This is a genomic window from Anaerobiospirillum sp. NML120511 (assembly GCF_023050955.1).
In the GTDB taxonomy this organism is placed as follows: Bacteria; Pseudomonadota; Gammaproteobacteria; order Enterobacterales; family Succinivibrionaceae; genus Anaerobiospirillum.
In genome coordinates this window covers 1-22,897 of record NZ_JALKIK010000017.1, presented here as the reverse complement: position 1 = coordinate 22,897, position 22,897 = coordinate 1, and the positions used below count along the sequence as shown (strand labels likewise).

At 49.6% G+C, this 22,897-nt stretch carries 8 protein-coding genes; 5 read left to right on the top strand and 3 right to left on the bottom strand.

From position 1 onward, the window contains the following. Nucleotides 1–271: 271 nt before the first annotated feature. From MXE39_RS06290 to MXE39_RS06270, 5 genes are all read left to right on the top strand, one after another. Nucleotides 272–1,708: a hypothetical protein gene (locus MXE39_RS06290; RefSeq protein ID WP_246977877.1), complete on the top strand. Its 1,437-nt coding sequence runs from the start codon at nucleotides 272–274 to the stop codon at nucleotides 1,706–1,708. 874 nt (nucleotides 1,709–2,582) lie between these two features. After that, nucleotides 2,583–2,828, top strand: a complete 246-nt coding sequence (locus tag MXE39_RS06285; RefSeq protein WP_247073873.1) for a hypothetical protein — start codon at nucleotides 2,583–2,585, stop codon at nucleotides 2,826–2,828. A 325-nt stretch (nucleotides 2,829–3,153) separates the two neighbouring features. Then, on the top strand, nucleotides 3,154–5,202 hold the full coding sequence (locus MXE39_RS06280; RefSeq protein WP_246977879.1) for a hypothetical protein: 2,049 nt from the start codon (nucleotides 3,154–3,156) through the stop codon (nucleotides 5,200–5,202). 379 nt (nucleotides 5,203–5,581) lie between these two features. Continuing rightward, the gene (locus MXE39_RS06275; RefSeq protein ID WP_246977880.1) at nucleotides 5,582–6,763 is read left to right on the top strand and encodes a DUF4357 domain-containing protein; all 1,182 of its coding nucleotides are present in this window, start codon (nucleotides 5,582–5,584) and stop codon (nucleotides 6,761–6,763) included. Nucleotides 6,764–8,260: 1,497 nt separating this feature from the next. After that, nucleotides 8,261–9,154: an aldose-1-epimerase gene (locus tag MXE39_RS06270; RefSeq protein WP_246977881.1), complete on the top strand. Its 894-nt coding sequence runs from the start codon at nucleotides 8,261–8,263 to the stop codon at nucleotides 9,152–9,154. Between the two features lie 546 nt (nucleotides 9,155–9,700). On the opposite strand, the gene MXE39_RS06265 is transcribed toward MXE39_RS06270, so the two are convergent. From MXE39_RS06265 to MXE39_RS06255, 3 genes are all read right to left on the bottom strand, one after another. Then, a complete protein-coding gene (locus MXE39_RS06265; protein ID WP_246977882.1) occupies nucleotides 9,701–11,158 on the bottom strand; it encodes a glycoside hydrolase family 32 protein in 1,458 nt (485 codons plus the stop codon). A 913-nt stretch (nucleotides 11,159–12,071) separates the two neighbouring features. After that, nucleotides 12,072–13,340 carry an oligosaccharide MFS transporter gene (locus MXE39_RS06260; protein WP_246977883.1) on the bottom strand — a complete coding sequence of 423 codons (1,269 nt, stop codon included), beginning with the start codon at nucleotides 13,338–13,340 and terminating at the stop codon, nucleotides 12,072–12,074. Nucleotides 13,341–22,637: 9,297 nt separating this feature from the next. Continuing rightward, on the bottom strand, nucleotides 22,638–22,897 hold a 260-nt coding region (locus MXE39_RS06255), incomplete at its 5' end, for a hypothetical protein (protein WP_246977884.1).

Sequence of the window (22,897 nt, the reverse complement as noted above, 5' to 3'; positions counted from 1 at the left end):
ATTTTGCCCGCTTCTCTTGTAAGGGAGTCTTCGATAAGTCCGGATTGAGTGATAACGCCATTGGCATTACCTGTCGAAGCAACAGCGACTTTTGGTCAATCGTTCGTCAGGCAGTGGGCCGGGCATTTTACTGAAGGCGGAAGTGGACCGGGCATTTTACTGAAGGGCGGGGCGTTTTATTGATGTGTTCCTGTGAGTTTTGTAAAGAAACTTTCCGATTATGTAAATTTGAGCAGAACATTGAAAGACAGCCGCCACAAGGAGAAAGATAATGAAGCCATCTGTTAGCAAAATCTTTGGAGATAAATTTAATCCTGAGGTCAGATGTGCAGTCGGAGATGACGATTCATTTCAGATATGTGCCTATGGTAAGTGCACTGAATTAATGGCATTTAAGATTGATACAAAAAGTAAATCTTTTGTAAAGCATAAGAAGTTGCTGGATCGTCCGGGACTGATATTTCACATCACAAAAACATACGATTATGTCGTCGCCTCTCCTGATGAAGGCAGTGTCACAGCAGATAACTCAGTCATACAGGAGCTTTCCACCATTATTGACGGATCATCTCCTGATAAAGACTATCCCACAGTAGGCTGCTCAATAAGAGAGATTGTTTCCACCATTGGGACAAGCTCGAGTCTTTATGAGGATCTTGAACGTTATTATTCTGATACCAGCAGCAAAGTTCTGTGCCTTGCTGTGGATGAAAGTCTCCTTGACAGCAGGGGACTTGCCTGTCTGGCTGTGACTTTCTGTATAGTGTTAAATGGCGGAGCAGAAACAGTGAGATCCAGGGACTTGATCTGTAGAGAAGCCAGCATATTGTCCGGAGACACTTGTTTTTATCTGAGAAATTCTGAGTTTGAGCATGCAGACGAGGTCTATGAATATGCTTTCCAAATGCTTAAGAAATATGACAGTACTGCTTTCGAAGAGCCTTCATTCATGATATGCCCTTCACCTGACATTTTTTTCATATGCAGATTATTAAGGGTAAGATATTTTGGAAAGGAGATTCTTGCCTCTGTAGAAAATTATATAAAGCATACAGCACCCTATGTTCGTATTCGTAAGGGATCGCTTATTCTGGTCCTTGATAAGGAGCAGCCTGCTCAGGTCGATAAAAGGCTCATCTGGGTCCCGCAGCAGATGAACTATCTTATCAGTGATCTTAAGGACAGGAAGATGCTTGTTCCTGTTGACGACAGTCAGCTGCGCAGTTTTGTCTCATATGTTTCAGAGAAAATTCCTGAGGTATCAGATATCAGATATAAGATTTACAGACTGTGTGAGGACGTTGTCTGTAACAGTGAAAACAGAGCTGGGGTGTTCATAAATGGCGGTTTAAATCTCCCGTTTGAGCAGTGCTGGACATACAAGGATACTCACTTCAATTACTCAACCGGAAAGGAGGCTGACAGATCATCAGGCGATGTCTTTTTCTATCAGCTCTGGGACCAGCAGATTGTCCAGTTGTGTTATGGCTCCAGGATTGACGGTCTAATCGGCCGTAGTGCCGAGCAAAAACAGTATCTAAAAGAGCTTACAGGACAGAAGCGCCTTAAAAAGATTCACGGCGGCTACATGCTGATGGAGGACATGTTCTTTAGCAGTTGCGCTCAGGCTGCATCGTTCATATGTGCAAACGCCACAGACAAAAAGGATCTGTTCGTAAAAAATACCCGCAGATTAGGTTATCTGTAGTCAGCTGCCTGTAACTGGTACATGGCAATTGCCGTTTTCCTACATGTTCAAATTGAGCGTCAGGTACCTAATCAGGCACAAGGGGCACGCTGCCCGGGGCTCCGGATCCCCATAGTCCCGATCCCCGGATCCCAGGCTCCCCATAGTCCCGATCCCCGGAGCCCAGGCTCCCCATAGTCCCTATGCCCGGGGCTCATGCTCCCCATAGTCCCGATGCCCGGGGCTCATGCTCCCCGTAGTCCCGATCCCCGGAGATCATGCTGCTCATAGTCCCGATCCCCGGGGAGCATACTCTCCGGAGCTACCGATGCCCGTAGTCAAAATTGTCGGTCGGTCTGCGCACGTACCACTGATACCTTGAAGCTCACTGTGATCTGACGCCAGGCGTCCACATACCCAGATGGCCGCAGGTCCCAAATCCTGAAGGATGATTGAGATTTAATGGACAGGGCTGCCTTCTGTCATGTGGCCAGTTAATCTCAGCTTTCAATTGCACTTTGCCATTTTGCTTCCATAAGGTTTTATAAATACATCTCATTGAGCATTCGTGCTGACCTGGGCAGGCAAATGCCTGCACCATGGCTGCAGACACTGTTATTTAGCCACCTGAACTGACACTGTGACTGTCTATCCGTTCCTGCAATCCAGATAGAGCCCTTCGTAATCAACACGCCTTCTTCCAGCCTCTCTGTCATATCATCCCATGGCATCATGCCGCTCTAAAGCGCAACACTGGCTGACCACAATTTACAGGCAGGCTCAGGAGCGGTCTGCAGCAGAGCTGGACGGGGGCAGGGAATCTGGTCTTGCACCATTGTCTTTCACTATCTGACAGCAGGCCAGCAGGCAGCATAGCGGTTTGCTGTCAGAGCATGTGGAAAACAATCATCTGCACCGAATTGGCTTTGGTTACGCCATTGCGCTGTCATTATGTGGATCATGCCAGCACAGCACGGTATCTGCACTGCTGTGCGGCATGCCGCGCATCGTCAGTGCAGCTGTCGAGCCATGCAGTGTGGTGACAGACGCCATGTTGTGCTTACATGCAGTGATGCTGATGCTTGATAATTGGCCGGAGCTGGAGCCGGAGGCGGGGTTGGGCATGGTCAGGGTGGCATAATAAGTATGGATTGTGGTCGGGATCGTCTCCCCTTTAAAGGGAAAGTATATGATACTGTTAAGCTAATCATGTTTGCTCAGCCATATTGCTGTAAGATAGAACAGGTTGCGGAGCTGTCTTTTCTGTCAGGTCATTTTGGCGTCAGATCTGTCACAGCTGTCACTTTATGGCAAAGTGTCTGTAAAACGCTGACGCCGCCATGGGATAATGATTTTTCAGTCAAACAGTCACCATACGGTTTACCACAACAGGGCCTGCGTGGGCTTTAGCGTGTTTTGTCTTCGAGGCTTACAGCTGTAAGTAACGTTCAGGTCAGGGGTATTTTATGAGTAATGATAGTAATAACTCCATTCGTGAAGTTTTTCTGCACATGTACAATAACATCTCCCCTGATGCTGTCATGGAGACACATCGTGGAGAGAGCCTGATTTCAGGTAACTTTGCTGATGATGAATTTGGCTTTGCCGGTACCGATGCCGACATCGAGGTGCCCGGCGAGATGTTTGACGGCCAGCCTGAAAGCCGTGATATCGAGACAGCTGATGACAATGATTTGCTCCTGCCTGAATCTCAGGTAAGAGGAAGCAAAGATGACTCTGTCAGCTCAGATGAGTCTGAAGAGCTAAGTCTTGATGATCTTGATGCCAGCCTGATGGATGCTGCCGCAGATCGCATTATTGATATTCTTGAGAACAACAGGCCTGACTTTTCCGCTGAAGAGGGCACTTTCGACTGTGATGGTTCCAGCTCTGGAGCCGCCGGTGGCGCCAGCCAGTGCACTGGTGAGACCAGAGGTGATTCCCTCAGCGGGGAAAGCGACATAATGAGTGATTTGCCTGATGTCAGCGATTTGGGAATTGATTCAGGAATGCTTCGCAACATTGAAGATCCTGATGAGGTAATTTCCCGGCTGCAGAGCATGCGCGCCGGCAAATCATATGATGACGACCAGGAGTTCCGTCTCAATCTGGTTATCCAGCGTATCGAAGAGCTCAAAGCATGGCGTAATAACAGTGTCTCATGGGGCAAGGACATTGACGGTAACAGTTCTGCATATGTTGAGGACTGCAGCTGCAATGCAGGAAGTCAGATGTGCAGCCGCTCAGGTACCTGCATGCCTCAGTGCCCTGACTGTGACCATACTGTAATTGGTACCTCAACTGAACGTGCTGCCGAGACTCTGACTTTCAAGCGCATAAGAGATGAAAAGGAGTATGCAAGTCAGACCCTGATCGGCTCACCGCTTGACTGTGCATTTGTGGCTCAGCAGTCTCCTGATGCTCTGGTAAGTGCAGTCCGTATCCCTTTCAGACATAACCTCGATCTGGACATGAGGGAGCTGCTTGATCATGGTGGTATGTTCTTTGTCACCGGTTCAGAGCCTGGTTTCTTCTCATTTACCTCCAATCTGTCAGCTCAGTTTGACAAGTACTGCAACCAGAACTACACCTATAACTGTGTCTTCAATGCTGTAGTGCTGCGTACTGACGTTATTGACCCTGTGGTCAGCAATTATGTTTGCAGAATGCTGACCTACATGTATCTTTTCTATCAGGGTCGCGAGCTGCACCAATACAGCTACCCTTCAAGCTTTGCCCTTACCGGAAACGAATTCCGTGAGGCATCCCGTCTTATTGAACAGGCCAGAGTGGTACTTAAGACCATCAGCCCTGATATCTTTAAAGGCCGTCAGCCATGGAATAAAGAGTTCTGTGCTTCAGGCCGTTCTGTCATCAGCTCCAGCCTCAATCTTCAATATGGTGACAGTGCCGTTAAATGCTGGCGTGAGGACTTTTTCAACCAGACCGGCCCGGCCGTACGTATCCACAAAGGCGCTCAAATCTGGGTGGGCAAGGGCCGTAGACTGCCTGACGAGGTTATTGATCTCTGGCAGCGTCTGCTCTACGAGGGCAACATGGTCAGGTCTAAGGGCCGGGGCCGCCAGTATTACACTCTGCTTGATGACATATATCTGGGCGGAGGCTGGCTGGCCAGCTATTTCCTGGCCGGCAGCCGCCATGATGATGTTGTGCCTGACGTATGGACCAGATGCCGCCGTTATCAGCTGCACAGCCGCCTTGATAAAGCACGCATTGACTGCACCTTTGCCCAGACCATCACCAGAGGGGTAAAAGAAGTCATGCTCTTTGCTGGCAGCAAAGTGGCATCACGTGATGCACCGGGTACTGACACTAAGGTTCAGGCACTCAAGGATGAGCTCATTGCCAGTGGCCGCATGAAAGACAATGGCATCTGCGCTCAGCTCACAGATGATGTGCTTTTTGCCCGCAGTGCCGAGGCTTCAGCTTTCATATCCGGCAACAAAAAGGACGCAGCCGCCCTGTGGAAGCTCAAAACTGTCCACTCACTCTGACATAACAGGGCCAGGCTTCAGGCCAGCGCCATGGCATCAGCAAGCCTGGGCCTGCAATGCCCTTGGCTAAACTGAGCTGACGCTGCGTACAGCGCAATGACTCAGGCCAGCTGCCCGCTCAGAACATGGTCAGCCTTGCGTATGCGGCAGGTCGTCATGGAAGCTGCTGTAATGGCGGGGCCATGGGCAAAAACCTCAACCTTTTGCAGGTAGCCCATGTGCGTAGTAGCACCTGTGCGCAGTAGCACATATGCGCAGGGCTTACGGGGCGCAGTCCCCCGGTCAGGGGGCAGACAGGTTTACCTTAAGGAATTGTTTTCCGGACAGGACAACAGACACATAAGCATGCTGCTCATAAAGGGCAGTCAGGAAGGTTAATATGACGAAAAAAGCTGCTACTTACGAGCCGTCAGTCCAGCTTCACATGATAGAGGGGCAGGAAAAGGGCCCTTTTGTGTCTGACTTCGGTCCTGACAGTCCTGTCATTTGCTGTGCATTGCCGCTTGATCAGGAAATTGATGAGTTTCTTGAGAGCGTTCTCAGTGAGGGCGGATTGTGGTTTGTCGACAGCAGCGAGCAGATTGAGCCGGCCTGGGTGCCTAATCTTCTGGACTGCTTTGTCGAGCTGGCTTCATCAGACAGATACAAGGGCAAGACCTTTATCTGCATTGCTGTAAGAACCATAGCCATTGACCCTCAGGTATATTACTACCTGCAGACTGTCTTAAAGCCGCTGGTATGGTTCCACCTTGGCTATCCAATGTATATGGATCAGGTGGAAAACAGCTACGCCCTTACCGGACCTGAGTTTCGTGAGGGGCAGAAGCTGATCAGATGGGTACAGGAGGAGCTCAATACCTTCTGGAAGAATTTTATGGGCGGTCTGCAGCCTGTACAGCTCTTTCAGTCTCATAAGAGCCTGTGCCGCCAGTATTCCTTTATCAATGAGGGAGGCATCAAGGCATGGTATGAAGAGTTCTTCAATCATGTATCCTATGCCACCCGCATTCAAAAGGGTTCCATCATCTGCCTTGATGATGCCAGGGTGGAGTGCAAAATAACCGCCGGTCTGCGTCAGCGTGTTATTGATAATGGTCTGGCCTCCCATATTGAGGGCGGATGCGGCAATCTGTACATGCTGCTTGATGATGTCTATCTGGCCTCCTACTCCATGGCCGCCCCTTTTATGGCCGGTGATGAAAAGGGTGAAACCCTGCTGTGGTCAAGTGAGCCATGTTCTACATGGTATCTGGCTCAGAGCGTGGGCAATGTCTGGCTGGACTGCGAGTTCTCTCTGACCAGGGGAACAGGCCTGAAAAAAGTAATGCTCCACAAGGGCAGCATGGTCACCTCTCCAGATGATCCGGCCTGCTCTGATAAGATAAGGGAGCTCAAGAAGACCATGGTCAAAGAAGGACGTCTTAGCGACCATGGAACAGGTGCCACCCTGACCGATGATGTAGCCTTCGAGCGCCAGTCTGATGCTGCCGCATTTATCGCAGGCAACCTGTCAGCAGGCCGCACTCTGTGGCGCAGAAAGTGGAAGGTAGCCCTGCGCTGATCTGATCCTCCAGCTCAAATACCCCGGCACCGTGCTGGAACATGCAGCAGCACGCAGCCAGCACTAATCACGTAGCCATTCATGCCCTCAGCCCCTGACCTTGTCAGGGGCTGAGCCATATCTGGCCTGCACAATCGTCCTCAGGCCGCTGCAGGCTGGACTGAGGCAGCGCATCTTTGGCCCTGCGCCTGCCAGTGTCATAACACACCGGTCCTGCACCCCTTCATTATGGCCGCCACAGTCAGGACATGAGGGAGCCATGGAGATCTGTATCAGGCACGACTTCGGTTCAGTCCCCTGGTTGCTCTCATGCATGGCGTCAATGGATTCATCGCCGACAGGTGACTGCCTGCAGATCATATTTGAGGCAATATTCTTATCTGGTAACTGGGATCTATGGCATAGATGTGCGAATTTGCTGCACATGCCCGATAATTAGCGCCCTGATGGTGATAACATGTTAAATGTTATCACCACAGGGGCCGACCGCAGGGCGGAGTCCTGTGTTTGTCCTGTCCGTTTGCCAGGTGCTTCAGTCACCATCAACATGGCAGACAGGGCCATACAAAGACAATGGTCTGATGCCCGAGCAGAAGGCATCAAAGCGCGCAGCGCCAGGTGCAGGCATCATGTATGCCACGCTGTCTGATGCTGTTTGAGCCAGCTTGCCTGTTTGCAATTTCGTCAGTTTGTCTGTCCGTAAGCAATCCTGAAAGGCTTTGTTGTGTGCAGGACCAGCATATACCGGGCAGCCAGTGACTTTACTGCTGTAAGTATGGGGATGGGACATAAGCACTGACCTGCGCAGGATCTGTCACAGGACGCACTGACTGATAAGTCATTGATGTCACCGTCTGTATTGTTTCTTCCTGCTGTTTTCTTTCTGGCTGCCCGCATGCTGCAGCGCTTTGTCAGGCGCTCATTAAAAAGCTGTACCGGCGGCTGTGCCCTTGACAGAACTCAAGCTGTCTGGGCCGACACATGCTTTCTAAGGCGGTTATGCCCTTTTAGGGGAGGGGCCGTCAGTTTTTTTAATCAGATAAACTTCCTGTCAACATAATTATCCACCTCTGCCATGAGCCAGTCCAAAACCTCATTGGTAAAAGGCTCAGGGCTCTGTTAATGTCCACATCTGGTCCCTGACCTGTGCATCCCATACAGCAAGGTGCTTTGCTGTAAGCCATATACTGCACCGCTGTAATTATGCCAGGAATTGTCGTGTCCGTGATCCGGCCAGTCTGACCGGGCGGGATCATGACGTTTGCGCCAGTGCGTCACAGCCGTGGCATTGCTGCGCCTGTATGCCCCGGCTGCACTGTAAGTACTGCAGCATCAGGCGGGAGCTGGCAGTCAGGATGGAAGGAGCAATTAACAGCTGACTGTGTTTCAGGCAGACAGGTCATCCCGCAACTTTAGGAGTGCGACAGGAGATAAGTTAATTTCCGGCCGGGACCGCAACAGTCCGGCTGACGATCCTGTACTACGTAAGGTGATTCTATGCAACTGAGCGGAAATTCCATCAATCTCGTCTGTGATGACTACAATGCCACCATTGTGACCATGGGTGGTGCTGTAGCCAGTCTCAGATACATGGGCCATCACATTATCATGCCATTCAAGCCTGATGTTATTCCTGCAGGCCATATGGGCAAGGTGCTGGCTCCATGGCCGGATCGCCTCGTCGATGGCCGTTATCTCTTTGAAAACAAGTACTATCAGGTACCTGTAGATGACATTGAGAATATGACAGCCAATCACGGTCTGGTTGCCTGGAAAGAGTGGCACATTTCATCAATTTCTCCTACCGCTCTGGTACTTAAGACCTATGTAAGCCCTATTTATGGCTATCCTTTCCTCATTGACCTGTCCGTAAACTATGAGGTAATCAACGGCATGGGCCTGAAAGTGGATATCACTGCCACCAACATTGGAAAGATAGACGCTCCTTACGGCGTAGGCATGCATCCATATCTGACCTGTGAGGGGGAGACTATTGATACCTGCCGTCTGACCATGCCATACAAGGAGGTATATACCCTCAACGAGCGCAAGATCGCTGACAGGCTGGTGCCTGTTGATGACCTGGGATTTAACTTCACATCCGAGCGCGTCATTGGCGATACCCAGATGGACCATACCTTCGCCTCTCCTGATGCTACTCATATGAACACAGTGTTGCTGGAGAACCGTGACCTCAAGGTCTACTGTAAGACCAATGCGCCTTACATGCAGATCTTTACTCCACCTTTCCTCAATCGCAAGTGTCTTGCAGTAGCACCAATGAGCTGTCCATCCAATGCCTTTAACAATGGCACCGGACTTATCGTGCTCAAGCCACGTCAGTACCACACCCTGACCTACATCATTGGCGCTCTCAAGCAGGTGGTATAACTGCAGCACCATGAGCCATCCCTTAAGGCTGCAGACCAGACTTTGCAGCTTCAGCTGCAGCCACAGCCGCAGCTGAAACTGCAGCCGAAACTGCAGCCACAGCCGCAGCTCAAACTGCGGCCTGAGTGTCAGCGGCCGCCGGGCGGATGATGCACCAGGCTCAGCTCTCAGATCGTGAGTTACCTGCAGTAATAAGTCAATTCAGCCAGCCTGTCGACTTATGGCTGTCTGCTGGCAGAAAAACAAAGCCCCGCAATCTTTGCAGATTACGGGGCTTTGTATTATTGAAAATCGCAGAATGAGCTGACCTTAAAGTACAGGACGGAAAAGACAGTCATTTGATGATGACGATGACCATTGATCTGCCGGATCTGCAGGCCTTATCTCAGCATACATAGCTGATATGTGTCAATCAACTTTATATTCAGTTTTGTAAAGAAAAATGAAGTCAGAATCCGTTCCTGTCTGCCAGGCTGACTGCAGCCTGCAGCCTGCAGCCTGCAGGCAGCAAGTTGCTGGTCCAGCAGGTCAGGCTACAGCCGTCATTTAGACTGTCAGAAAAGGACGGTCGAGCTCATAAACCTTTACGTCGCGAATGGCAGCAGTGCCATTGGTGGCATAGAGGGAAACATTATGATCAGCGCCGAAGAAATTGGTGGTCATGACGTCATGACCATGATCGACGAATACCTCAATTGATGAGCTGTCGATAAAGATATGCAGCTCGTGTTCTTTATCCCACTCAAGCGGCAGGGCACGATATGAAGTAGCATTCAGATCAGTGCGGAACATAGTCAGAGTACGGGTCTGACGATCAACAAAGAGGCGTATGGAATTGCCTATGGCCAGACCATACTGCTCGGCATCATTATCAGAAGGCTTGAATTTCATCAGGAGTTCGAGTGCTGAGCTGTTGTTAATATGCTTAACAGTGCTGGTAAGTCTGGTAGCAGTGTTATCAAAGCTGTACTCCTTAAGACGCAGACTCTTTGTTTCTTCTACTGGCTGCTGGTAAAGGTGACCATCCTTCCAGGTGATTACGCGTGGCAGAGTCAGAGCTCCACACCAGCGATCCGGTGCGGAAAGATATGGCAGACGCCACATGTTCATCCAGGCAATTACCACGCGGCGGCCATCAGGAGTGGCAGTGGACTGGGTGGCATAGAAGTCATGGCCACGGTCAACCTCATACAGCTTTGAATCTGGAACAAAGTTGAGGCCATCAAAGGAACCTGACTGCCATGAATTTACTGAAGTATTCTGGCGGGTATAGCCCTCAGGTGCCTGACCCATTGGTGAAGTAGCAAGCACCCATTTATTATCATTGACCTCAAAGAAGTCTGGGCACTCATACATGAAGGCCTGATCTTCCATCTCTTTGATGATGGAGATCTGCTTCCAGTTCTTGAGATCTTCAGAGACGTACTGTCTGATTTCACCGGCGCCCTGCAGATTGGTAACGCCAAAAACTACACGGAACTGGCCTTTGTCGTCTTTCCATACCTTTGGATCACGGAAATTAGTAATGCCATCTTCAGGCTCGATAACAGTACCCAGCTTGGTAAAGTTGATGCCGTCTTCAGATACGGCAAGTGCCTGAACCTCACGGACCTGAGAGTTGTCACCTTCAGCTCCGGTAACCACATGGCCTGTATACATAAGATAAAGCTTACCGTCATGCTCGATAGCAGAGCCTGAAAAGCATCCGTCCTTGTCAAAGTCCTCAGAAGGTGCAAGGGCAACTGGTACATGCTCCCAGTGAATCAGGTCGTCAGATACTGCATGGCCCCAGTGCATTGGTCCCCATTGAGCATCGTATGGGTAGAACTGATAGAAGATGTGATATTTGCCCAGAGCATAGCAAAAGCCATTAGGGTCATTAATCCATCCGGTGCGTGCTGCCAGGTGATAGCCAGGGTACAGACGACGATTTACCTCATTAGAGTGGGATTCGATGTACTCATTGGCTTTGTTTACGAGTTCCTGATGTCTCTTATGATCCATTTTCAAACCTCTGATCTAAGCTGTTTAATCTGTGCTTTACCGCCATTTGCCTTTTCAGGACATGCCTTTGTAACTTTGTAATGCAGTTGCTGTGTTATCAGGAGCAACCTGGCTCCAGGGGCACTCAGCCCACTGCCAGGTTCGGATCAGCCTGTCCAGGATCTGTCCTGCAGCGACAGGCAGGGAGCCCCTACAGTGCAGCCAGAGCGACGGCTCTGAGCTTATTCAGGCCCGACCTTGCCTGGTCTGCCCAGCCCAGCCCTGACTGGCAAGGCGCCAGCCATCTGTGCTCAGCTCTCTCCTGTTGTTCATATGAACAGGCATGGTTTCATCATCTGACTGATTTCAGTCATTCGTCAGTCAGTAAGTCAGTAATTAAGTCAGTTACTGGACTGACAGCTCTGACCTGACCTCTACAATGGCGTAAAGATATGAAATTAAATTCAAAACAGGAGCAGGTCGCAGGCAACGCTGGAGGCCCGCTGTCTGCCTGTTTTAAGAAATACTTTATAAAACGGCAAATGAACCGTACAAACCTGTGCCATAACTGTTTATTAATCATACAGCTGGATGTATGAGAGTGAAAGGTCAGACACAGTGATGAGTTAATTATACTCAGCAAGCGTCACCACTCTATTTGAAGCCCGGCCCGGCTACTGAGCAGCATGCAGCATCAGTTTCACTGGCTGCAGCATATGCTGCCACGGCAGCCGCATACGTTGCCACTGGCAGCCGCATACGTTGCCTGGTTTCTACATACGCTGCCACCGGCAACAGCATACGTTGTGCCGGCGGCTGGGGCAGATACAGCCTATGGGGGCAGCATCTGACTCATCACTGTCTGCAGCTTCAGCTGCAGACCATGGCAAGTCTCAGGGCTGACTCAGCCATATGTTTTTATACAGTTGCTGGTTTATTTGATGCTCTTCTCGCTGGTACCTTCCAGAGTCTTACTGGTCAGCAGGAAGATGGAAAGAACAGTGGTTACTGCCACCAGTGCCGACATCATAAGGTAGGTCTGAGAGAATCCAATGGTGTCATACAGATAGCCGGCAGCTGGTGCCAGTGCTGCACCGATAATCTGACCAATCATGACAAAGGCCACCAGGTATACAGTTGCTGAAAGGGCTGGATTGAAGCGGGTAGTGATGTATTTAAAGAATGATATAAGCACCATCGGAACTTCAGGAGCATGCAGAAGCTTTACTGCTGAGATGGCCCATGGGCTGTCGACCAGTCCTGAACCGCCAATACGGACAAACATAATGCAGCCGGCAACGATAAGGCCATTTTTAGCACCTATTTTGTTAACGACAAAAGGTGCTGCAAATGTGCATGCTGCCTCGAGAAACACCTGAGTAGAGTTAAGGAATCCATACATGCGAGTGCCTTCGGCAGCGTCTTCAAACTTGGATACAAAGTACACCATAAACTGCTGGTCGTAGACGCCGTATATGGATGCTCCCAGAACATAAACAATTACTGCCCAGAATGAGCCCATACGTGCAAGACGGCCAATTTCAGAGAAAGATGCCTTTGACTGAGCACTTTCCTGGTAGTTATCCAGCATCTTCTTTGAGTAGTCCTTAGCCGAATTGAGCATGAAGAGCAGTATGAGGAAGATGATGCCGGCGATTGATGAGATGATGAAGTTGTAGTGCGGGTTGATATTAATCAGGATGCCTGTAACAGCTACTGCAGAGGCCCAGCCCAGAGCACCAAAGGTTCTGGCAAAGCCAAACTCAAAGCCGGCAACACGACCAAAGCGCTCGGTATAAGATTCAAGGGCACCTACACCTGCATTGAAAGTAAAGCCCATGAAAATACCGATGGCTACACCGCCAAGAATTACACTTCTCTCAAGAGCCGGCTCAACTATGAATATGTAGTAAGGACCGGCCAGGGCCATAAGGATACCTACAAAGGCCAGCAGATTGCGGCGCAGAATCAGACGATCCTGAATCATGCCATATACAGGGGAGAGGCAAAGAGCGGTCACAGAGAATACAGCATAGGCAAATCCGATTTCTGAACCACTGAGCTTAAAGAACTCCTTGAGCCATACTGCCAGTAATGAGTAACAGCCAGCCCAGGAAATGAAGAAGAAATAGAGCATAAGGGAAAGAAGGTAGAATTCTTTACCCATACTGCGCATAGTGCTCAGAAAAGACTTATCGCTCATAGCATATTTTCCATTTTGCAGAGTACCTCCTGAAGTGTTGCCGCCGTGCGTAGTTGAGCTCGGCTTTGAATGAAGCACGCCAATGAATTGCAGCAATGTAATGCATCATTCATCAATCATGGAGGCAAGTTTGCAGACATACATGTTAAACATGGCTAAGTCCTGATTGCTCTGGCCGTTGGCTAACCTCAGTAGAGTGGCCGCCGTAAAGCATGGCTTCACCGCAAGGAACAACTGCTTAAGGCCTGAAAATGTAAGGACGAAACCGCAGGACTAATGGTTCAGGGGTAAAAGCAGGGGGCGTTTATGTCATCGTCTAAGCCGCATCCTGATTTCTGACCTGTGATTACTTTTGTGCATATCAATGCAACAAATGCAAAAAGTAATGCAACAATGAAAATATAATGCAAAATTTGCATAAAATCGCGCAATGCTTTTTCAATAAAATGTGAAGTGCATCAAATAATTTTCCAGAGAAAAACGCTGCCAAATACAGCTATAAGTGTATAAAAGTCTTTTATATAAGCCATTCTTGAACCATTTAGACATGACCTGGATCATGCGTAAGCAGTTATGTTTCAAGCAGCGATAAAATAATGCGAATAAAAACACTGCCTTAGGCAAAAATGCCTAATCTAGATAAGATAACGACCGGGTTCTTGTGGTTAGCGTGAGCTTACTTGAGATAACGTTACTGGTAAAATCTTGCTCTAAATAGTGATATATCAATGCAACAAATTTCAGTTGTATGCAACAAATCGGTCAATTCTGCAAATAATGCAAAATTTGCAGTAAACCGGTATGTTGAGCGGTCTTCAATATAATGACAGACTGGGCCAATGCCTGATTGTTAAGGCTGTTTCAGCTCAATGGCCTGCTTAGCTCCTGAGCAGATCTGCTGGCAGGTCAGGAAGTAGAAAGGCACAGCTTAAGGAAATGATGAGCATCCTTCAAAAAGAACGATCATCTTATGCTCACAGCCTTATTCAGGCGGGCAGCGATGTCCAGGCAAACTCAACATCAGAGCGTGACTTAAGAATTGTAATGGATATGAAGTACTAAAGCTGTGCGGGTATGCTCACTGTGCAAGTAAGCAGTAGCAGTTCAGCCGTATGACTTTATTGTAATGCACACAACAGATCAACACCTGCGTTTGCCTCCAGCCCCTGCCATGTTTCAGATCAGATGATGCTTTATGCCTGCTGACCATTATGGCATGTCAGACTTAATGCTGAAGAAGTCAGCACTGCACATCCATATCCCGTAGAGCCAGACCTGCACGGCCAGGTGCGGACCATCAGAACCACACTGCCTGATGCCGGACGGTAAGGCCTGCATTGGCCTTATACCAGGATGTGTAAAGTGCATGGACGGATGCCGGGAGTTCATAACCACTCTGACTGATGCCGGACGGCGTGGCCTGCATTGGCCTTATGCCAGGATATGTAAAGTGCACGGACGTATGCCGGGAGCTCATAACCGCGCGGCCTGATGGCCGACTGCCATGCCTGCATTGGCCTTATGCCAGGATGTGTAAAGTGCACGGACGGATGCCGGGAGTTCAGAACCGCACGGCCTGATGGCCGACTGCCATGCCTGCATTGGCCTTATGCCAGGATGTGTAAAGTGCACGGACGGATGCCGGGAGTTCAGAACCGCACGGCATGGAGCGAGACTATAGAACGGCCTCGACAAAAGTTGTAAGGTCAGGCCTGCATGGCCAGGTGCGTGGCATCTGCACAGTACGGTCTGATGCCGGAATGGCAGGACCTGAAGGGGCGAATACCGCAGGGACAGCACTGCATGGGGCGAATGGCGCAGGGACAGGACTGCGTTGGACGAATGCCGCAGGGACAGGTCTGCATGGGGCGAATGCCGCAGGGACAGGACTGAATGGGGCGAATGCCGCAGGGACAGGACTGAATGGGACGAATGCCGCAGGGACAGGACTGCATGGGACGAATGCCGCAGGGACAGGACTGCATGGGGCGAATGCCGCAGGGACAGGACCTCATGGGGTGAATACCGTGAGGCCTGTATTGCAGTGGAGGTATTACAGTAAGCAAGGATTGTAAGTACCGATGTCATGCCGCAGCTCTGCGTGGCAGTAGTCAGGCCAGGTGAGGGGATCTGATGGGGGTGAAGCTGGCGCAGGAGGGCGTTGACAGTCTGTGCAAGTTTAAGGAGTCTTAACAGCAGCTTTACACACAGTAGAACGTTTACATTCACAGGCGTGCCTGTACAAACAAATCATGCGTAATGTGATGCAGGTTAAAAAACAGGGGGTCAAAAAGTTCCCTGGTCATGCAAAATTTTTTTCAAAGTCAGTTGTTGTCTTTATTTTGTCCATGTCTGAGGCAGAGATGGCCTGAGATCGTTTAATGGCTGCAAATCCTTATGGAGCCTGGTTTTAAGGGCTTTTTATGACCTGAGTGCTTTCAGGCAATAATGTGATGCATCTCGTGAATCAGAGATCTTCTATGGAAGAAGTGGCGGTTGTCAGACAAGCTGGCGTTTAAAAATCGATAAACGGCTAAATATGGAAGTCCTGCAAAGCCCTTAAATAGCCCGTTGTCACTCAGAAAATTCAGGCTGTGAAAAATAATTGAATTTTCCATAGAAATTAAGAACCGTTTGTGAGAAAGTATATATACGATCTCGTGAGTATGGGAGTGCGACGACCGTCTGGTCACCTCATTACTAAGAGGGTTTTGAGGCCTGGACAGTTCTGAACACGTTTGCACTGTGCGATCGGGTCCAGGAGGGGAAGTTCGCTTTCTTTCCGATTTCTATAAAGCCTCTTCACTGGCCTTCCTTTATTGGGAGGCTAACAGGCCGTTTAGAGTGCAACGCGAGTCATGCTCAGGTATGTGCGTAAGCCTGGTATGATCAAGTGCTTCAAAGTCGGAGCTCTAGCGGTTTGGTCTTGGTCTGGAGATGAGCAGTGCCTTAGCCTCTATGGTGGAGGAAGTGGTGCTGTATAAAGGCAGAACATTCGTATCGACGAAGCCAAAAGGAAAGTACTAGCCTTGCGGGGGAAGCGATATGCCTGATGTATAGTCTTTTCATATACATGCCAGGACAGGAGGCTTTATCGAAGCAATTTGATAAAGCCTCAATTGTCTGCATGTCACATTCGACCTATAGCTTGTACTTTAACGATACTACGGTTTTACCAGGTACTCTTAGCAAAGATTTCTCTCTCATCCATCATGCATGAGCACATTTTGACTCAGCAGAAGAGCAAGACCAATCCCCCTGATTAAGCAGATCAAGGAGACAAACTTAATAAAAGGACATCAAACAGGATATCACACATAAAATCAGAGCTGCGGCTCTTTTTTTATGCCTGTAATATATACCTAGTCTCCCAGTTCCGGACCACATCCCCAACTCAATCCCTTCTTCACCCCTGCCTTGTCAGTCCATCCCCGACCTGCTTCACAGCCACACGGTTGACATCAGCAGGGCACCTGACCACCCCTTACCTCTCCAGACCTTGGCGGAAGCTTGAGCGGCAAGCTCAAACTGTTATGCCATTTTTTATCCGCATAAGTTTTGTCCAGACAAGTTAGACAGGGCAGATCCGGCTCCAGCCAGACCATGGCGTCTGTCCGCAGCCAGACCATGGCGTTCTGCCCACAGCCATAGCATGGCGTTATGTCCGGAGCCAGACCATGGCAGAGCGGCTCTCAACCAGACAATGGCAGAACGGCTTTCAGGCAGACCATGAACGTCATGGCCTAAGTCAGAGCATGACTGGGGCAGCTCCACTACCACTTTTCAGATGCCACGAAAGCAAGTCCAGATCAATAAGAGCACGACAACCACCTGCAGATCAAAGCACCGTATCCATGCTCGTCTAATACCGCCACTGACCTTTCTGTCATCACCATCACCTCAGCCCACGACTTAATTCTCACCAGTCACTAAGGTCATAACCATGTCTTGTTCTGGCTTGCTATTCAGACCAGCACGACAACCGTACTATGGGCAGCATGACCGGCGTTATCCCGTTACCAAGCCAGCTCCATTGGGCCAGTAAACGCCCTTGCTCAGCCAGCATCCCCATAAGCTGAGATACACCGGAGCAGAGCAGGTTCCGATGTTTCCGCGCATACAGGCATTGGATTTGCGCTCTTCTCCAGTCTAAAACGGTATGAAGGCGCATAGTGCAGGGTAGCATGGCAGGAGGGCTGCAGGACAGCAAGGTCCTGCATAACAGGACTGCAGATCAGAACTTGCAACTACAGCGAGGCCCGGCTGACTGTGTTGAATGGGACTCTTCGTTCTGAAGCAGACATCCATCCCAAAAAGTTCCTCACCTGGTGACTGAAACTGCTGGCTGTGAACACGCATACTCAATCTTGGTGGAGCTCAGAGAGTGCTCTTCAGTCTGTAGTCTGTCTTATGGCTGGAAGTGACAGAGCAGTATGGATGCACGCAGCATTATGGAGTGAGGTGGAGTGGTGTGGTGTACGGCAAGCCGTTTGCTTATTTGTACCATGGCCTCAGATAAAGCATGAGCACAACTCAACCAGTTCATTACAGTAATTAGACACTTTATAAACCAATTTGTATCGTTTCATATGATCAGGCCGGTTTGAGCTCGGAGTTGTGACGGCTAACATTTTTTCTGTCTGTGCTCATCAGCTTCACGAGCATGCCGCCAGCATAAAATCGTCTTGCTGCCATCACATGACATGAATCATCGGCCTTTGAGATGGTGTTGGTAAATATACTTTCCAAAGTAAATTGTAAAGACAATATATTCAGAAGAGCTGGTGCAGTCCTTACATGCCCATGAACTGTGACTGCCTGGCAACTGAGTTGAGTCATGATCCTCCTGCATTTATTGTCCTCTGTCTAACCTCTGGCATAAGCTTGAGCTGCCCATGCGTCTCCCGAGTATAATTGCATCAGCCAGATTACCCTTGAAGATGGCAGAATATTGGAGCACTGCTCAGCAACGGGCTGGGCGAATAATTAAGGCTTGCATGCAGTAAATCCTCGGTATTGAGCTGTATGGCCTTTCCAGACTTGAATCTGTATGGGCATAAAGTCGCAATGAAACCAGCCTAAGGTATTGATGGTGTGGCAGTCCAGGCGGCGGCCATAGCAGCAGCCTTTGATGCTGCCTGGGCTGCGGCGAGTGCTGCAGGATCTTACTGGGCTGGCTGTGGATGGCAGGAGATTGTTTCGGCTATATCTTAAAGGCTCAATTTGAAGGGGTACTGGTAGGCACATTTGTGGGCACTGTGTAGAGTGCGGCGCTGGAGATGCTTCAGCAAAACTTATTTGATATCCACTTATATCTTTATATTGGTCGATATGTCGGCAGATCAGAAGGACAAATTGCCTGTTTGAAAAAATCCGCCATATAGATAGATAAATATCAATATGTATGGACGAACGGAAAAGGTAATGGGGTACAGGATGTCTGGTTTGAAGATGTTGGGAGATGGATGGGATTGATGGGAGTGGTTTGGGGTGCCGTTGCGGCGGGGGGTGAAGTGAGATGGGGCTGGTTTGTGAGAGAAACCAGGAACTCCCGATACCTAACCTACAGAGTACCGGGAGACCATAGATGGGGCCCAGCCGAATCCGGACTTCCATCTTGTGGGCTGTACAGCTGGTGTGGTCTGCACAGCCCGGAAGGCGTAAATGCTCGTGTATTCGCCGATTGAGGTGTCGAGCGCCTCGAAAGTCTGATATTGACACTGTAATCAGCAGCCACCTGTGGGGCTGCCTCTTATTGAACGGCTCTGGGCGCGAAGCTTCAGGCCTGTATTAAATAAGAACTTTACCTTTCATAAACAGCAACAACCGGTCTCCTGAGATTACATAGAGGAGGAATGACACGGTTTTATGGGAGCGCATTGATCCGGTACGCTTCCAAACAACCTCTTTCTGGATATCGACGCTGCGCTATGCAGCTGTCTAAGGCAAGCAGGTTCAGAAAGCAGATTGCGGGCAAAGTTCATACAGTGTGTATCAGTGCTGAACATTGATTACAGAACCGGCCATTGAATGTCCTGTGTTAGTCGAATACCTTAACTGTTCCTCAGGCTGCCCGGTCAGCTCCTCAGGAACTCACCGGGAGGTGTACTGAGGGGCTGGCGGCCGGGGCCAGATACGAGGTGTAAGGCAACGGCTAATGCAGACGACAGACAACAAACTTTTTACCATCAGCCTGCAGTGCACCATGACCGGCCCTGTTTCAGGCTTGAGAGTCAGACTCTGCTCGAAATGAGGAGCAACGCCGGAGCATGATTAAATCCACGATGCTAACTGCCAGGCAGCTTGCCAGACCGTAGAGGTCAGGGACTTACTTTCAGCTGAGGTTCAAAGTTTAGTTCTTGTGCCCATCACAAAGCCTCAATAAGTGATGCCGCACGAATCAAAGTCAACGGGATAGAAATCCTAAAATAGCTTGCTCTGCATTTAGGATTTCCTGGCAGCACGGACTGCCAACAGCAGTTTAACGTACCAGTTCCGGGGACGGGCTGTGCAGAAACCTGCTGTCAGCTTCAACATCCTGAGTCTGTCGACATCTGCAGTGTCTGTGACAACTGGAGTCCGACTCCTTTTGGACATCTCTCCTGACAGTACAAGGTGTACTGTATCTGCCCCAACACATCATTATCATAGCTCTGCCCTACACCAGATACCGCTCTGCTTGAGATTACGGCGTCCCATAATGCCCCTTTGAACTTCATGCAGCTTTGCTGCACGAACAGGGCAAGTGGCATAGTTGATAATACTGCTGACAGGATAATCCGCTCTTTAGTAATTTGAGCAGATACCTCCCGGGCTGGCATGGAAGCTGTCTTTAACACAGCAGGTCAGGTAATGGCCCTGGCCAGAGCGCCGATAAAGACGGTCTTCCTGTGCGTTAGATTTGCCAATTGTGTATTTGGACGGGGGCATATAGCAAAAGTTCCAGCAAACGTAAAAAATTTTTTACACTTTGCAGATCATCATGTTTTTGCCCCATTTAAGCGCTTTTAGCAGGTTATCCCATGACTGCGGAAAACTGGCTGTTAGCTCAGCAGCTGCCGCATATTCATCAGGTTAATCATAAAGACATACCTGCGCACCTTGAGCTTGATGTTCCCATGAACGGTTCTGGACTTATCAAACTCTGGGATTAAGAAGCTGCAGCTCTGAAGCTGAGCTTTGAAGCCGCAGCTTTTAAGCACCGTGCCAGGCACCAGTATCAGGTACAGTAGCCGACCTGCGTTGGCGCAATAGCAGCGGCATGACCGTAAAAGCTGTGAGCACGTTGCAACAAATGTGCCCCGTTCCCCACAGCTAAGGGCTTTTACAAAAGGAAGGGCAAATAAAAGGCATTTGTGAAGTGCCATCCCGGAGCGTCATGAGCGCTTAGTGTCAGAATTGCGTACTCAGGTAAACTACGCCTCCCAAGCGACCTGACAGCGATAATTTTCAGCCTGCCATTGACCTCAAAGTGCAGCATGAAAAGGAGCATTGCTGCATGAAAAGGCGCAAGACTTTGCAAACAGCGTGCTGTTGGCCCTGCACCTGTCCAGACATAGAATTGAGCGTGTTCCTGTATTTACCGGGATTATGTGGGGCCGTAATGCCATGTACTGTACCGTCAGGCCCTGTACTGTCAGGCCCTGTTTAGGCACAGTTGCTGTACCGGTCGTAAACGGTTACGGTGATTTTCCTGAGGGCTGGAGACTTCAATACTGTACTGTCCAGCTTATGGCTCTACGCCGGGCTGTTGCATGGAGTTTTCAGCCTTACAGAGAGCACGGGAGCGCCGTGCGCTGAGTGCTTGTATGGACTGCCGGTATGGTGTCAGGCAGGGCCGACTGGACACAGGCAGGGCCGACTGGACACAGGCAGGGCAGACTGATGACAGGTAAAGCGGGCCTGGGACAGGCTATCCTGGATGGAGCTGATTACCGAAACGATAAGGTGGTAGCAAGGGCAGGGTACAAGGCTTGCTCATAGAATCATTTATGGTGCATTTAGCTGTTATGCAGAAAAATCCGGTCTGAATGACATCCATAAATAATTCAGTATGGGAGCCTAATTTCAAAAGTTGTGTAATGAAAACAAAAGCATGAGTGCGGTTACACAAACTGAATGGGGCACTTGGATATGAAAGCGTTTATGTGGTATTGTTAAAGCGCACTACTATGAAGATGCTTACTGCAATAAGGATGAGGGTATTTTTTCGCTTACGGCCCGTCTCCGGTAACCTGCAGTGAGGGGCTGTCCAGCCAGGCAGATTCAGGGCACAAGCCCTGGGGAACCTGGCAGAACGGGCGGTTTCTTAAGGGATATGCAGGATGCTGTAATGCTCTTCTTAGACAACCTTGAGAGTTCCTGAGCCTTAGTTCAGGACAGATAGGGATAGCTGTCCTGACCAGAGGGGGCTGATGAACTGCAGCTACGATTGAGCTGCAGGCGTCGCGAAGGTCCCCTTTGCAGACGGCAAGCAACTAATAATCCGGGGCCTGTCCGATCAGCCGGTTTTTGTCGGCGACCAGGCAGGGGCTGATGTAAAAAGCAGCAATCCCCGGTATCGTTTCGTGTGCTTGGGCATTCTCAAGGTTAGTGCCCCTCAATGATAAAGTGCAGTCTGGTCACATGTCTGAGTGATTGGCTTTTTATGCTCAGAAATGACTTTTGCTGTAACATCATACCGGGCCACAGACCCGTGCATCTCAGTCTGCGGAGATGCAGGGCAAGTCCCTGGTACTACGGCAGGGCAGGGCTTTCAGTACCTGTATCAGACTGACGGCTTTATTCTGGTTTATGAGCTGCTACACAGTGCAGTTTCATTCTCTCTTATTCGGTTTCAGGTCATGTTCTGTATTAACAGCAGAACCGCAACTCAATTACGATCCTGAACCAGCTCAGCAGAAGTCTGAATATCAGTTTTCTGCTGTCTGCTTGCATGACCCGATAACAGAGTTAAAAGCTAAGCTACCCCTTGATTAAAGATTCGGCATATTCCCTTGCTGGATTCACACAGGCCCTGCAGAGCCTGTCTGATATTTGATTGCGCTGTTTTCAAGAGGCGTGTTGTCAATATCACAAGCAATGACCAGGCTTTGACCTGGTTTTGTTTTTATGGGGCTATATATACGCTAATTTTGCGTAGATCCGTGAAGCCTATTCTTAAATGTGGTTAACTAAATAGGAATATTTTCCACGAAAAAATGACAATATCCTCAGACTGGAGGATGCATGCACAGGCACCTCTTATGAGGGCAGGTGCCACGTAACAACTAATGAGTTAGATTCGTACTTGACCTGTTAAGTAGAACGTAGTCTCTCAACATCGACGGTGTCATTACCAACAGCATTAGCCAAAACAGATGGACGTCCGCGAGGTCTTTTAGCCGCCTCCAGTGCAGCCCGCTCCTCAGGAGTCCTGTTACGACTGCCTGGTGGCCTTCCAGGACGTCTTTTCATGGCAGCAGCAAGAGCCTGCTCTCTTTCTATTGTGCTCTTGTTTCTGCTGCCTGCTGGACGTCCACGTCCACGCTTAACTGATTCCTTTGCAAGCTCAGCCT

Bases quoted from the DNA above. Each gene is read 5' to 3' on its own strand.
- MXE39_RS06290 (WP_246977877.1), top strand. From the start codon at position 272: ATGAAGCCATCTGTTAGCAAAATCTTTGGAGATAAATTTAATCCTGAG.
- MXE39_RS06280 (WP_246977879.1), top strand. From the start codon at position 3,154: ATGAGTAATGATAGTAATAACTCCATTCGTGAAGTTTTTCTGCACATG.
- MXE39_RS06275 (WP_246977880.1), top strand. From the start codon at position 5,582: ATGACGAAAAAAGCTGCTACTTACGAGCCGTCAGTCCAGCTTCACATG.
- MXE39_RS06270 (WP_246977881.1), top strand. From the start codon at position 8,261: ATGCAACTGAGCGGAAATTCCATCAATCTCGTCTGTGATGACTACAAT.
- MXE39_RS06265 (WP_246977882.1), bottom strand. From the start codon at position 11,158: ATGGATCATAAGAGACATCAGGAACTCGTAAACAAAGCCAATGAGTAC.
- MXE39_RS06260 (WP_246977883.1), bottom strand. From the start codon at position 13,340: ATGAGCGATAAGTCTTTTCTGAGCACTATGCGCAGTATGGGTAAAGAA.